Origin of the sequence: Nitrospira sp. CR1.1 (assembly GCA_014055465.1) — a bacterium.
In the GTDB taxonomy this organism is placed as follows: domain Bacteria; phylum Nitrospirota; class Nitrospiria; order Nitrospirales; family Nitrospiraceae; genus Nitrospira_A.
In genome coordinates this window covers 577,547-591,148 of sequence record WIAF01000001.1, presented here as the reverse complement: position 1 = coordinate 591,148, position 13,602 = coordinate 577,547, and the positions used below count along the sequence as shown (strand labels likewise).

At 59.8% G+C, this 13,602-nt stretch carries 12 protein-coding genes; 6 read left to right on the top strand and 6 right to left on the bottom strand.

Features of this window, described 5'->3' with window-relative positions:
* Positions 1-3: 3 nt before the first annotated feature.
* From GDA65_02900 to GDA65_02880, 5 genes are all read left to right on the top strand, one after another.
* Positions 4-669, top strand: coding sequence for a hydrogenase (locus GDA65_02900; GenBank protein MBA5861646.1), 666 nt, complete (start codon positions 4-6; stop codon positions 667-669).
* 37 nt (positions 670-706) lie between these two features.
* Positions 707-2,239, top strand: a complete 1,533-nt coding sequence (locus GDA65_02895; GenBank protein MBA5861645.1) for a hydrogenase 4 subunit F — start codon at positions 707-709, stop codon at positions 2,237-2,239.
* Positions 2,240-2,243: 4 nt separating this feature from the next.
* Positions 2,244-3,836 (top strand): hydrogenase large subunit, encoded by a 1,593-nt coding sequence (locus tag GDA65_02890; protein MBA5861644.1) that lies wholly within the window; start codon positions 2,244-2,246, stop codon positions 3,834-3,836.
* 56 nt (positions 3,837-3,892) lie between these two features.
* Complete coding sequence (nuoB, locus tag GDA65_02885) at positions 3,893-4,414, top strand: NADH-quinone oxidoreductase subunit NuoB (protein ID MBA5861643.1); 522 nt, start codon at positions 3,893-3,895, stop codon at positions 4,412-4,414.
* Between the two features lie 211 nt (positions 4,415-4,625).
* Positions 4,626-6,140 carry an outer membrane beta-barrel protein gene (locus GDA65_02880; protein MBA5861642.1) on the top strand — a complete coding sequence of 505 codons (1,515 nt, stop codon included), beginning with the start codon at positions 4,626-4,628 and terminating at the stop codon, positions 6,138-6,140.
* Between the two features lie 77 nt (positions 6,141-6,217).
* Here the strand turns inward: GDA65_02880 and GDA65_02875 are convergent, their stop codons facing one another.
* From GDA65_02875 to GDA65_02865, 3 genes are read right to left on the bottom strand one after another with little or no spacing between them, the layout of a single operon-like run.
* Positions 6,218-6,949, bottom strand: a complete 732-nt coding sequence (locus GDA65_02875) for a hypothetical protein (GenBank protein ID MBA5861641.1) — start codon at positions 6,947-6,949, stop codon at positions 6,218-6,220.
* Between the two features lie 13 nt (positions 6,950-6,962).
* Positions 6,963-7,913, bottom strand: coding sequence for an NAD-binding protein (locus GDA65_02870; protein MBA5861640.1), 951 nt, complete (start codon positions 7,911-7,913; stop codon positions 6,963-6,965).
* 3 nt (positions 7,914-7,916) lie between these two features.
* Complete coding sequence (locus GDA65_02865; GenBank protein MBA5861639.1) at positions 7,917-8,396, bottom strand: hypothetical protein; 480 nt, start codon at positions 8,394-8,396, stop codon at positions 7,917-7,919.
* A 167-nt stretch (positions 8,397-8,563) separates the two neighbouring features.
* On the opposite strand from GDA65_02865, the gene GDA65_02860 reads away from it, so the two are divergent.
* Positions 8,564-9,928, top strand: coding sequence for a M20/M25/M40 family metallo-hydrolase (locus GDA65_02860; GenBank protein ID MBA5861638.1), 1,365 nt, complete (start codon positions 8,564-8,566; stop codon positions 9,926-9,928).
* A gap of 223 nt (positions 9,929-10,151) precedes the next feature.
* Here GDA65_02860 and GDA65_02855 read toward each other — a convergent pair whose 3' ends face one another.
* The 3 genes from GDA65_02855 to GDA65_02845 form a co-directional block, all read right to left on the bottom strand.
* Complete coding sequence (locus GDA65_02855; GenBank protein ID MBA5861637.1) at positions 10,152-11,198, bottom strand: alcohol dehydrogenase catalytic domain-containing protein; 1,047 nt, start codon at positions 11,196-11,198, stop codon at positions 10,152-10,154.
* A gap of 49 nt (positions 11,199-11,247) precedes the next feature.
* Complete coding sequence (locus GDA65_02850) at positions 11,248-11,703, bottom strand: PEGA domain-containing protein (GenBank protein ID MBA5861636.1); 456 nt, start codon at positions 11,701-11,703, stop codon at positions 11,248-11,250.
* A 132-nt stretch (positions 11,704-11,835) separates the two neighbouring features.
* A complete protein-coding gene (locus GDA65_02845; protein ID MBA5861635.1) occupies positions 11,836-13,545 on the bottom strand; it encodes a hypothetical protein in 1,710 nt (569 codons plus the stop codon).
* Positions 13,546-13,602: the final 57 nt, after the last annotated feature.

Below are 13,602 nucleotides of genomic sequence, written 5' to 3'. Positions count from 1 at the left end.
GCGGTGTCGGCTTCCACCCAATTGGGCTCACAACTCGTCGACCTCTGCTCGGTCCTGCTGCTGCTCTGTTGTTTTGCGATCGTGGCGCAGCGTCGATTGTCGGCCTGTGTGGATCTGTTTGCGCTGCAGTCCGCGTTTCTGGCGGCGACCGCCGCGCTCGTCGCATTTCTGACCGGACATAAGCACATTTATTTCGCGGCGGCCCTGACGATCGTCATCAAAGTAATCGTGCTGCCTCGCATTCTCCGGAAGGTCATCGAGCGTCTGAATGTTTCCCGTGAGCTTGGGATGAATGTCAACATTCCGGCGGGCCTGCTGATCTGCGGCACGTTGGTGATCATCGCGTTCTTTATCACGCAGCCCATCATTCCGCTCGGCTACCTGCTGACGCGCGATTCTCTGGCCATTGCGCTGGCCATTATTTTGATCGGATTTTTCACTATGATCGCCCGCCAGAAGGCGATCACGCAGATGGTCGGCTTTCTGGTCATGGAGAACGGAGTCTTCCTGGGCGCTACGGCGGCCGCGTACGGCATGCCGCTGATCGTTGAATTGGGCGTGTTCTTCGATGTGCTGGTGGCCGGGTTGATTGTCGGCATTTACACGCATCGGTTGCAGGATACATTCGATAGCGTGGACACCAGCACGCTGACGGTGCTGAAGGAATGAGTCGCTCGATGACGCATGAGCTGCGAGTAGGTGCTGTATGTGGTCGGTGATCGTCCTGCTGACAGGGCCGGTACTTGCCGGTCTGCTCAGCCTGGTGATCCACCGCGCCCGGGTCCTGCACGTCGTGAACTTTTCCACAATGCTGGCGTTGGCCGGGGCCGAGACGGCACTGACGAGGCAGGTGCTGGCCGAAGGGTCAGTGACGACATTGGGCGGTTTTGTTTACGTGGATGCGCTCTCGGACTTTATTCTGGTGATCATCACGGCCATCGGCCTGTCCTGTTCCCTTTACATGTGGTCCTACATGGACGATCGAGTCGCCCGGGGCGTCATCGCGCCGAAGCGTCTCGGTCACTTCTTTTTCCTCTTCCATATGTTCCTGTTTGCGATGGTCGCCGCGACGGTGGCGAACAGTCTCGGCGTGCAGTGGGTGGCCCTGGAGGGGACCACTCTCGCGACGACTTTCTTGATCGCCTTTTTCCGCAGGCGGGAATCCCTCGAAGCCGGTTGGAAATATCTGATCCTCTGTTCGGTGGGCATCGCCCTCGCGCTCTTCGGCGTGGTGCTCACCTATTACTCCTCTGTGCGAGTCCTTGGCGATGCGAGCTCGGCGCTCAATATCACCGCGTTGATCGGCGTAGCGAACCAGTTGGACCCCAATGTGCTCAAGCTGGCGTTCATTTTTATCCTCGTCGGGTACGGCACGAAGGTGGGTCTGGTTCCCATGCATACCTGGTTGCCTGATGCCTACAGTGAAGCGCCGGCGCCGATTGCGGCGATGTTGGCCGGGGTGTTGGAGACGGTGGCGGTCTATACCGTGTTGCGCAGCAAGGCGCTGGTGGACCAGGCGCTCCCTCCGGAGTTCACCGGCAATCTGCTGCTGACTTTCGGGTTGCTCTCGTTCATCGTGGCCTCCCTGTTCATCCTGATTCAACACAACTACAAGCGGCTGTTTGCCTATTCGAGTATCGAACATATGGGGCTGGCCATGATCGGCTTCGGAGTCGGCGGGACGATCGGCACCTTCGGTGGCCTCTTTCATTTGCTCAATCACGCCGTGGCCAAAGCGTTGGCCTTTTTCGTCGCGGGCAATATCCATCGGCGATTCGATACTCTGGAAATCGACGGGGTGCGAGGGCTAGCGCGTGCGCAACCGATTACCGCTGTGGCGATTCTCGTGGCGGGGTGCGCGTTGGTCGGGCTACCGCCGTTCTCGCCGTTCGTCAGTGAGTTATTGGTCGTGTCGGCGGTGGCCGCGCAAGACTTTTCCTCCGATACGGTGCATGTCGGACGGTTTGTGACGATGACGATCTCGGATGAGATGCGCAGCCTCGGCATCGTCGTGCTGTTTCTGTTTTTTGCCGTGGTGTTGTTCGGCGGATTTATGTTTCGCGTCGGGGCCATGGTGTGGGGCACTCCCCCGGCCGGTATCGCTCAGGGAGAGTCGTGGACCGCCGGCCATGTGCCGCTGATGATCATGATCGTCGCGTTGTTGGGGCTTGGATTCGTTCTTCCCGAGCCGATTCAGACGTTGCTGACCAGGGCCGTCAACGTGATTGTGGTGAGGTGACCGTATGAGCGACGCGCGTCCGGCGGTCGAGCAGGTGCAAGCGGCGTTTACGCAGGCCATCACGGAGGTGTGCGCCGTTCACGGCATCCCGATGCTCAGGGTGAAGAAGCAGGATCTGCCGACGGTCGCCCATTTTCTGCATACGAACCCGAATTTGCGAGGATCGCTGTCGCTGCTCTGGGCGGCCGATCATCGCCCTCGCGACGCGCGCTACGAACTCTGCTATCTCTTCACGTTGGCGGACCGCAAAGACTGGCTCCTGCTCGCAACAGATCTGCATGGAGATGAGCGGGAGTTTCCGTCGATCACTCCTCACCTTCATGCGGCGAAATGGTATGAACGGGAGATCCGGGATCTGTTCGGACTGATTCCGGTTGGCCATCCTGATCTGCGTCGGCTCGTGCGTCATGAACATTGGCCGAAAGGATCTCACCCGTTGAAAAAAGATTTTCCCTGGGATCGGGTGTTAGGACGGGAGCAGGGAGAATATGCCTTCCGGAAAATTCATGGTGAGGGAGTCTTTGAAGTTCCCGTCGGGCCCATCCATGCGGGCATCATCGAGCCGGGCCATTTCAGATTTTCAGTGGCCGGCGAGCCCATCATGCAGATCGAAGTACGCCATTTCTGGAAACATCGCGGGGTGGAAAAACTGTTCGAGCAACACTGCTTGATGGAAGCCGTGCCGCTCGCGGAGCGCGTGTCTGGCGATACCTCGGTCGGCCATAGTCTCGCCTACTGCCAGGCGGTGGAGATGCTTCTGGGGATCACTGTGCCGCCGCGCGCCCGGTATCTCCGGAGCCTCTTTTTGGAGCTTGAGCGGGTACACAATCACATTGGCGATATCGGCGCCATCTGTAACGATACGGCCTATGCCCTGGCGCATGCCCACTGCGGCCGTATGAAAGAACAGCTCATGCAGCTCAACGATCGCCTGACCGGGTCGCGTTTTCTACGGGGGGTGAATTCGGTCGGAGGTGTATCGATCGATCTCTCCGGCGTGCAATTGTCGCAAGTCGAGGCGGAATTACAAGCCATTGAACAGGAATTTTCCGGGATTGAGAAAATACTCTTTGCGAATGCCTCTCTGACAGAGCGATTAGAGAACACGGGAGTGCTGGCGGAAAGTATCGCGTGGGATCATGCGGTCATGGGCGTCGTGGGCCGCGCCTCCGGCATCGACAGGGATCTTCGTCGAGACCGGCCATTCGCTGCGTATCACGAGTGTCCACCGGCGGTGGCCGTGTATCGGTACGGAGATGTCCGTGCTCGCATGCGGGTGCGGATGGATGAAGTGCATGAATCGATCCGCCTGATCCATGCGCTTCGCCGGCAATTGCCGATGGGGCCTCTCATCACGCGGCCGGCCGAGCATCCGACGCCCGGGCAGTGGGCGATATCGGCCGTCGAAGGCTGGCGCGGCGAAATTTTCTATGTCGTCATGGCAGGCGAAGAGGGACGGATTCATCGGTGCAAAGTCCGGGATCCGTCATTTGTGCACTGGCCGGCGATTCAGTGGGCGGCGGTGGGGAATATCGTGCCGGATTTTCCGTTGATTAATAAAAGTTTTAATTTGTCCTATGCAGGCAATGATCTGTAGCACAATATTCAAACGGATCACCGGAGTTGTGCCCGCACCATGTCCACGGAGAGGCCATGTTTCGGATCATTAAGAAGAGTCTCGCGACCGGTATTGTGACGGGACAGTATCCTGCAGCGAAGGCGCTCCAAGAGCCGGTGAGTCGTGAGACGATCGAGAAGGCCAAGCCGTTCAGGCGGTCCCTTACGATCCGAGAGGTGGACACCGGGTCGTGCAATGCCTGCGAGATGGAAATGAATGCGCTGGCCAATCCGGTCTATGACGTGGAGCGGTTCGGGGTCCATATTGCTGCGTCGCCGCGTCATGCCGATGCGCTGGTCGTGACGGGACCGGTGACCGTTAATATGGAGCGTGCGTTGAAAGATGTCTACAAGGCGACAGCCGATCCGAAGCTCGTTATCGCGCTGGGTGATTGCGCGATCAATTGCGGCCTGTTCAAGAACAGTTACGCGGTGACGGGTCCGGTAGACCGCCACATTCCGGTCGATGTCCGTATTGCCGGTTGCCCTCCCCGGCCGTCGGAGATTCTCGCGGTGTTGGAAACACTCCGGCAGGCGCCTGTCGATCCGGACAAATAATCAAGAGTGAGTTCGCTCCGTGTACTTTTCCGGTTCCATTCTTCCCGCAGTTCAGTGTACATCTCCTCCTGATTTTTCGATGACCTGCGCGCGTTCGTCGCGAAAGGGTGAGGGTGACGGTGCGGGAAGAGTGTGCGACGAGATGGAGCGGCAGCTATGTGTGGCAATGGTTTGAGTATGAGCAGTAAGAGGCGAGGCAAGGAGGCAGTCGGTGAGTGAGATGAGGCATAGAGTTGTGACGGGGGCTGGGGCCATATTGCTGTTGACGTCGGTGGTTTGTGTCACCGGTTGGGCGCAACCGTTACCGCAGGGCGGCGATGTGTCCACAACCGACTTTCGTGTTGATTCAACGTCGGCTCAGCCAGAGGAGCGTCCCTGGTTTCTGAAGCGGTTGTTTCGGGCCTACGCCGACGAATTCGCTCCAAGCCCGGATACGGGGGCCAGCGGACCGGAGCCTGCTCGCCGCGCGCTTCCGGCTCCCTGGGATTCGCCGCCCTATCCAAGCTCTGAGTATCAAGGTTCACCCCTGGTCGGCGTGCCGGTGGGAACGAAAGAATATCCGCTCATGAAAGCCCTGGGCGGGACCTGGCTCGGTGACGCGATGAAGGAGAACCGGATCAAGACCTATGGCTGGGTCAACGGGTCGTACAACTGGAGTAACGCCAATAACTCGAACCAACCCACGTCGTATTGGATCATTCCCAAGTCGGTCGTGCTTGAACAGGCCATTCTCAAAGTCGAGCGGGAGGTCGATACCGTTCAGACCGACCATGTCGATTGGGGGTTCCGCATCACGAGCCTGTACGGAAGCAATTATCGCTATATGACCTCCGGAGGCTGGTTCAGCCACCAACTCCTCAAGCAGAACCTGCGCTATGGCTACGATCCGACCGAGTTTTACGCGGATGTCTATATTCCCGGTATCGCGCAAGGGCTCATTCTCCGTCTAGGCCGTTGGGTGGCGACGCCGGACATCGAGACCCAGTTCGCGCCGGATAACTACATGGCGACCCATTCGCTGCAGTTTACGTTTGACACCTACACGCAGACCGGGGCTCTGGCGACCCTCATGCTCAATCAACAGTGGACGATTCAGGGCGCAGTCCATTCGGGGACTGACATGGCCCCCTGGTATAAGGGGGCGACGCCGACGGGCATGGTGGGGATCCGGTGGGTGTCGCTCGACAATAACGATGCTGCGTATGTGGTCTTGAACAACGTCAACTCGGCGAAGTTCCGCCACTTCGAGGAAAACGGACAGCCGGCCGGCCACGACAATTTCAACTACGTCGTGGGGACCTGGCAACACCGGTTTACCCAGGCTGTGCATTCGAAGCTTGCCGCCATCTACATGTGGCAACGGGATGCGGTGGTTGGCGGGACTCCGATCATCGGGCCGTTTCAATCGTTCGGGGGGAGCGGAAAAGGAATGCTGCTCCCTGGGCTTTCCCAAGCGTACGGCATTCTGAACTACACCATGGTTCAGGTGGCCAAGCGCGACTTTATCACGGTGCGCAATGAGTGGTGGCGTGATGATCGAGGCATGCGTGCGGGGATTGCCGGGCATTATTCGACCCATGCGATCGGGCTCACCCATCAGCTCAATGATGTCGTGATGATACGTCCCGAGGTGGGATTCTACCGCTGCTATACGAGGCCTGCGTTTGACCTGGGAACGGAGAAGAACCTCTATCTGGTCGGCGCCGATATGGTCTTTCGGTTCTAACCCCTGCGCGTCCTGCGAAGTGACGATGCTGTGATCATCCGGATTTCGTGAGACCAACAGGTGACGCCTGTCGTCGGCTACTTTTCCGCCCGCGCCTTCTCTCGAACCAGCCGCAGCATATCGGCGAGTTCTCTGCCGAACCGTGCCATCGCCACATCCTTGGCCTCGGCGATGGCGGCTTTGTTGTCGAGTGACGGCGCCGGGCCAATAAGGGTCGTCTCCCCTTCCGCCGTTTGAGTGCCGTACAGATAGCCCGTCCGGACATCCCACAATGTGCCTTCCATCATGAACAGCGCGTGGCTTTCCGTGCCGTGGGCAAAGTAGGCGCCGATCCCGGTGGCATACCACCAGGCATGGCCGTTGTTGTATCGTTCAAGGGCCGAGGCCCCGTCGATGATGAGAATCGCGTCGGCATTGTAGCGGGCGGCGGCCAGCCGGATGTCACGAAAGGTACTGCCTTGCACGGTTGAATTGGCGAGCAGGAAGGTCCGTTGAAGAATGCCTTCTTCCTGTACCGGCTCCAGCGCCCGTTGCACGCGGGCGCCGTCGGAGCTGACCCAGTCCACGCGTTGCAGGGCCGGCCGGCTGGGAAAGTCCTCATGTTTGAAATAAATGGCCAGCCGATAAGGCGTCGGCAAGGAGGCTCGAAGCGCCATGGTGGCAGCGATGTCTCGATCAGTCGCCACTTCCGGATGGTCATGAAAGGATTCCTGCAGGATGTGGCGGTTCAGACCGCGGGCTCCCGTGCAGGCGGTGCAGGCGATCGTACAGATGAGTGCCAGAACAAGAGGATGCGTACCCGTTCTCATGCGGCTCCTGTGATTAGAGTGAGGTCGAGGGTTTGGTCCGATCGATGTTGGAAAAGGCTTCGAGCGCCAGCATCAGCGCGTGCGTTCCGGATCGGCCGTGACCCAGCGCCTGCACCTTCTCATACAGGTGATGCGCGAGCGTCAGCCCGGGGAGGGTCAGCGGTCGCCGTCGCGCTTCTTCCAGTGCAATGCCCATATCTTTGATGAAATGGTCGACGAAAAATCCAGGATCGAAATTCCGAGCCAGGATGCGGGGCGCCAGGTGATCCAGCGTCCAGCAGGCGGCGGCGCCGCCGCGGATCGACTCCAGCATGCGCGGCAGTTCGAGTCCGGCCTGATACCCGTACAGCAGGCTTTCGCAGACACCGATCATCGTGCCGGCAATCACGATTTGATTGCACAGCTTGGTATGTTGACCGGAACCTGGCCCGCCCTGGTGAACGATCTTCCTGCCCAGACATTCGAGGAGCGGCATGATCGTTTGCACAGCGCTGGGGGCGCCGCCGATCATGATCGACAGCGTCGCGTCGCGCGCGCCGATATCCCCGCCGGACACCGGCGCATCGACCGCCAGGGCTCCGTGCGCGTGAGCAGCAACCGCGATCTCCTGTGCGAGTGATGGTTGGGTCGTGGTCATATCGACCAGCACCATGCCCGCGCTTGCGCCTGTCAGCACGCCATGGTCGCCGAAGTACACCTCGCGCACGTCCTGTGGAAACCCCACCATGGTGATGAGGATGTCGGTTTGCTCGGCTACCGCCTGTGGGGAATCGGCCCAGGTCGCTCCCTTGGCAAGAATGGCCGACGCTTTGCTGCGTGTCCGCGTGTACAGCGTAAGGCGATAGTGGGCTGACTGGAGGTGCCGGCACATGGAGGCCCCCATCACGCCGGTGCCGATCCAGCCGACGCGTGTGTGGGCGGGAGCGGCGATGCGGGGAGTCTGTTCAAGTGGACGATTGGTCATCGGTTATTCCGCCAACGGCGTGATCCGGTTCGCAATCCCCTGCACAATCCCTTCTTGATCCATCGCGATTTTGGCGCCCTTAAAGCTCAAGGCATACCCTCCATGGCTGGGAGCCTGGATCGTTGCCTCCACCGCCACGCGTGCGCCGTCTTCCACATCGGGATCCTTCACCAGCGGCACGCCGCACAGTCCGGGCACCGCGATGGACAGGGTCGCCGTGTCATCTTCCAGGTTGAAGAGATAACCGCCGTAACAGGTTGAGCCGGCCGGGATCTCATAGGGATCGAGCGGCTGGACCTGCCGCACGGTGCCTTTGAGCGTGATCTGTCGCAGATGAAACAGCGCGGGATCGGCGAGCACGTCCTGCACGGCCACGGCTTCTTGTGCCGAAACCGGGCTGACGCTGGAAAAAAGACACCACGTCAGGCAGGCACACAGGCCCGCGCTCAGATGCCGTGCATAGTGAAATATGGTGAGGCTCATCGGTGTCATTCTACATGCTTTGCCTCGATCGTGGTCAACATAGGCTTTCATGTTCCGAGTGGATATAATCGCCAAGACGTGGGTTGAGTCGTACGTAGTGAGTCGTGATCGAGAAAACAGTTTGCGGGAATTCGACAATCCGCACTGAAGATCGGGAAGGAGCAGCAATGAGCGACGTGCAACGGCAGATAGGGACGTACATCAAGGATATTCGCCCCCAGTATGAAGATATGCTCGGGCAGGCGGTAGAAATTCCGTCCATCAGTATGGATCCTCGGCATGCGCCGGATGTGCGGCGCATGGCCGAACTGGCAGCGCAATATCTGCGGGTGGCCGGAGCGGAAGCCCACATCGTCGAAACGCCCGGCTATCCGGTCGTGTCAGGCGGCTGGACGGTCGATCAAAAATTCCCCACTGTGACGGTCTACAATCACATGGATGTCCAGCCGGCGCAGGAACCTGAATGGAAACAGTCTCCATTTGCATTTCACAACGACAACGGCATCTACCGGGGGCGAGGGGCGACGGACGACAAAGGCCCGGCGTTGGCGGCCTTGTTCGGCGCCCGTTATGCGATCGAGCAGGGGGTGCCCATCAATGTGCGATTCTTGTGGGAACTGGAAGAGGAAAACGGCAGTCCCAGCTTTGCGGCGGCCATCAAGAATCACGCGGCGATCCCGCGTCCGGACTCGGTGGTGATTTCGGATACGATCTGGCTGTCCAAGAACCAGCCGGCGATGCCCTATGGCTTGCGCGGTTTGCTCGGCGCGCGGCTCGTCCTGCGTACCGGCTCCAAGGACGCCCACTCGGGGGTGACGGGCGGCGCGGCGCGTAATCCGTTGGCCGAGTTGATGGACATCGTCCATGCCTGTGTGGATGCCAAGACCGGTAAGGTGAAGATTCCGGGCTTCTATGACGATGTGGTCGAGCCGACCAAGGCAGAGATCAAGAGTTTCTTGCAGTCTGGATTTCAAGTGAGCAAGTTCAAGCAGGCTTACGGGTTCAAGACGTTGCGCACGCACGATCCGGCCGAGGTCATGCGGCGGATCTGGGCCGCGCCGACGTTTGAGGTGCATGGACTCACCGGCGGCTATCATGGGCCGGGGGTGAAGACGGTGGTGCCGGGCCATGGGGAACTGAAGGTCAGTATGCGACTTGTGCCGAATCAGACTCCAGAGAAGGCCTTCGCGCTGCTCAGGAAACATGTCGCCAAGTTGAATCCGGCAGTGAAGGTCGAGCGCGAGGGGATGTTGCATCCGTTCAGAGGCGTGTTTGACGGGCCGTACGTCGATGCGGTGAAACGCGCCGTGAAGGCCGGATTTGGCAAGGAGCCGGCGTTTATCCGCGAAGGCGGCTCGATCGGCGCGGTGGTCACGATGCAAAAGGCCTGGAAGGTTCCGATCCTCTTCATGGGCCTGAGCCTGCCCGAGCACGGCTACCATGCGCCGAACGAATATTTCGATTGGGGGCAGGCCTCCGGCGGTATAAAGGCCTTCGCCCATTATTTCTCGGAACTGGCCGCGAAGCGGTAGTGTCCGGCGCAAGGTGCGATGGAGAAGCAGCGCGGCGCCTTGGCATGGCATGTTGACAATATGTGGATTGCAGGGCAGCTTTGAGGTTGCCCTGCCTTGCTCCGAGTCCCATCATCCGATCCCGCTGGCTGGAGCCGCAGTCCCGATGCTCAGTCGGCTCACAGTCTGCGTAATGTTCACGCTTGAATGCGTGTGAGAAGTCGCGGAATCCGTGCGAGAAACGTTAGGCGAGCGAGCCCATGTCGATGACGAAGCGGTACCGCACGTCGCCGCGAACCACGCGATCGTACGCCTCATTCACTTTCTGAATCGGGATGACCTCCACGTCGGCGCCGCATTGGTGCTTCGCGCAGAAGTCCAACATCTCCTGCGTTTCCTGAATGCCGCCGATCAATGAGCCCACCAGCCTCCGCCGTTTGAGGATCAACGGAAAGGCTCCCAGTTGCGCCGGTTTGTCCGGCGCGCCGACGAGAATCATCGTGCCGTCGGTCTTGAGCAATTCCAGTTGCGCATCCAGGTCATGGGGCGCTGAGACGGTGTCCAGAATGAAGTCGAACTGCGTAGCCAGGGCGGTGAATGTCTTGGGGTCGGACGTCTTGAAGAAGTCACTGGCGCCCAATCGCTTCGCATCACGCCGTTTTTTGTCCGAATGGCTCAGCACGGTCACGCGCGCGCCCAGGGCTCGTCCGATTTTCACGGCCATGTGCCCCAGCCCTCCCAGGCCGACAACTGCCAAGCGATGTTTCTTGCCCACTCCCCAGTGGTGTAAGGGGGAGTAGGTTGTAATGCCGGCGCACAGAAGCGGTGCGGCCTCCTCGGGACGCAATTGCTTGGGGATGCGAAGGACATACCGCTGATCCACGACCACCTTGGTGGAGTAGCCGCCATAGGTGGTCGTGACGCCGTCCCGCTCCTTCCCGTTGTAGGTAAAGCTGAGATGGCCTTCGCAGTACTGTTCTTGGCCTTTTTTGCATTGCGGGCAAGTCCGGCAGGAATCGACAAAACACCCGACCCCGACCATTTGTCCGACCTTGAACCGTGTGACCGCGGCGCCCACCTGCTCGACGACTCCCACGATCTCATGTCCCGGCACCATGGGGAAGATCGAGCCGCCCCATTCATCCCGAGCCTGGTGCACGTCCGAATGACAAATCCCGCAGTAGCGAATGCCGATAAGCACGTCCTGCCTTCCCACGTTTCTTCGTGAAAACGTAAACGGGGCAAGTCGGGATTTCGCGGTGCGGGCGGCGTAACCTTTGACGTCAATCATAGTCCCTGTTCCTTACGTGCACCCCTCGCAGCTCATGCGAGCCCGGAGGTTATTGAGCCTGCGCAGGTTGAGAGTTGTCCGGTTCGAGCGTGATACCGATCATGCCGGGGTCTTGCTCCCAGGCGCCCGGCGCAATAAGACCCAGCAACGGTAGCAAGAATAACGCTCCTCCGATGACATCGACGATGCCGACGCTACTGAGTTTCCGGCCGGTCATTCGTGACTGGGGTTTATAGCCGGCCTTTTGCACCTCGACCGTGAGATCTCCCCGGCGCGGAACCTGTTGTTGAAGCGGCGTTGTGCCGGCAAGGGTGCCGTTGATCAAGACATTGGCTCCCGGCGGATCAGAATTCACAGTCAATGATTGCGAACTCCCGCCGAAGATGGAACAGGCGGTCAGATTGAGATAGGAGACCATGAGGAAGGCGATGCCGGTCATTCTCTGCGCGCTGCGATGCTGTGCTGCGTTCGGCATGGGATTCTCCCGCTCAGTGCTGGGCGTCATCGTTACCACAGCTTGTCCGCGTTGACAAGGCACGGAAGGATGGGCGCGGCCACGGGACGATGGCACGACCAGCGGACGGCGAAGGGCTCGGCGGGCCCTCGCCGCCCGATCGGTGGCCGTTTTCGCGATCAGCTAGGGAGCCGTCGCCAGGATGGGAGCGAATATCGGATCAGCGTCCAGCACCGCTTTCAGCAGGCCCGTGTGGAGGAAATAGCGCCACGCCTCATCCGTTTTGCCCGGCACTTCATCGAACCAGCGTTTGGCTTCGGTGAGGTGATGGAGCATCTTCGCCTTATCCCCATAGTTGGGCAGAAAGATCATGCTGTAGGCCATGGCATATTCTGCGAGGAACTTATCCAGGGGGAGCTCGGCCTGGGCCAGCGACGCTTCGGCATTGGCATAGGCTCGCGGGGTTTCCGTGTCATGCAGAATGCGGTTCCAGGATACCTTGTTGATGCGAGACCAGGCCAGTTGCAGCAGTGCTTCAGCCTTTGGTGTTCGCCGATGCTCAGGAATATCCTTGACCAGGGCTTCGAAGGTTTCGACCATCGGAATCTGATCGTTGTTCCAGCGATAGGCGATCCCGAGCCGAAACCGGTTGTCGAGTTGTTCCGGCCGGATCTCGGCGAGGGTTTGGAGCGCCGGGATGAGGCGATAGAGAAAATCTGCCGGCGCGGGTTGTGACAGGCCGCCCATTTCCATGCCGTTGGACAGGTCCAGGCGCATCCCTTGCGCATAAATGTTCCAATAAAACTCGTCCAGCACGATGCCGAGCGCCGGGTCTTTGACCGGCACCTGGTGGTTGTTCCTCGCCTCACGTAGAAGCACGCTGTAGAGATGGCGAGTCAACACCGTCAGGGCGTCGGGCTGTTTGGGATCGATGATCAAGATGCGGTTCAGCAACGCGACCCGATCGCGCAAGTCTGGAAAGATGGCCGCCCGTGCCGCCGCGGCGGTCAGGACGCCCGGTTGGTCGTCCGGTCCCCACCAGGCCAGGGATTTCGGCAACGCGCGGCTGGTTTCGGTGGTGAAGGGAATTTTATCGGCCATCATGCCGGGCGCTTCCGGTTGTGAGGGTACCGGCAAATTGAACACCGCCGTATCTCCCGGAAATCCATGTTGCTTCAGTCCGCTGAAGACGACCCACTGGAGGGTGACGGATTTCAAGGCTCGCCGCGGACGCTTGATGGTACTGGTCCATTTCACATTTCCAGCCGCATAGGTCACCGGCGACGTCAGTGGATCCTGATATTGCACAGAAAGTTGGACCAAGGTGGTCGGAGCGGCCAGAACTTTGCCTGTCCGCGCCAGCTTGAACGACCCGGACGGGATGGTGCGGCTGTTCAGAGCGGTGACATGAAGCCCGCTACCCGGTGGCGCAATGCCCACCGCATCCGCCACGAAGGCCGAGGCAGGCGCTCTTGGAAGGTCATCGCCGAAGAACATCAGCGGACCGGTGCTCGGCCAGATGACATCCATGGCAATGTCCGATCTGGTGAGCATCGGCGCATAGGCGTCGGTCAGGGTCTGCCAGCATGCATCGTAGGAAGGATCGTCCTTTGGCGCGAAGTGTTTCACCTTCCCCGGCGACGTGGTGAGGTGCCGGTATTGGCAGGCAAAGTCCAATTGCCCGGCGGTCACGCGATCGCCCTGCGAAAGTGCTTCAGCATACCGTATGGCGGTTTGTATAGCCGGTGTGGTTTTGGGGGTGCCGGTCTTGGCATGTCCCTTTCCGCCCGCGGCCGGCGCGGATTCGGCAATTCCAGCCCAGGGACCGAAGGCGAGCGCCAGGGCGAGGATGGCAATGGTCTGTCGTTGATGGAACAGGTTCCCGCGAATCATGCGAACGACCTCCGATGAGGATAAAAGAATGTCACTCTATCACGTGGCTCTTTTCAG

Bases quoted from the DNA above. Each gene is read 5' to 3' on its own strand.
- GDA65_02875 (MBA5861641.1), bottom strand. From the start codon at position 6,949: ATGAGAACGGGTACGCATCCTCTTGTTCTGGCACTCATCTGTACGATC.
- GDA65_02865 (MBA5861639.1), bottom strand. From the start codon at position 8,396: ATGAGCCTCACCATATTTCACTATGCACGGCATCTGAGCGCGGGCCTG.
- GDA65_02855 (MBA5861637.1), bottom strand. From the start codon at position 11,198: ATGATTGACGTCAAAGGTTACGCCGCCCGCACCGCGAAATCCCGACTT.
- GDA65_02870 (MBA5861640.1), bottom strand. From the start codon at position 7,913: ATGACCAATCGTCCACTTGAACAGACTCCCCGCATCGCCGCTCCCGCC.
- nuoB (MBA5861643.1), top strand. From the start codon at position 3,893: ATGTTTCGGATCATTAAGAAGAGTCTCGCGACCGGTATTGTGACGGGA.
- GDA65_02845 (MBA5861635.1), bottom strand. From the start codon at position 13,545: ATGATTCGCGGGAACCTGTTCCATCAACGACAGACCATTGCCATCCTC.
- GDA65_02895 (MBA5861645.1), top strand. From the start codon at position 707: ATGTGGTCGGTGATCGTCCTGCTGACAGGGCCGGTACTTGCCGGTCTG.
- GDA65_02860 (MBA5861638.1), top strand. From the start codon at position 8,564: ATGAGCGACGTGCAACGGCAGATAGGGACGTACATCAAGGATATTCGC.
- GDA65_02850 (MBA5861636.1), bottom strand. From the start codon at position 11,703: ATGACGCCCAGCACTGAGCGGGAGAATCCCATGCCGAACGCAGCACAG.
- GDA65_02890 (MBA5861644.1), top strand. From the start codon at position 2,244: ATGAGCGACGCGCGTCCGGCGGTCGAGCAGGTGCAAGCGGCGTTTACG.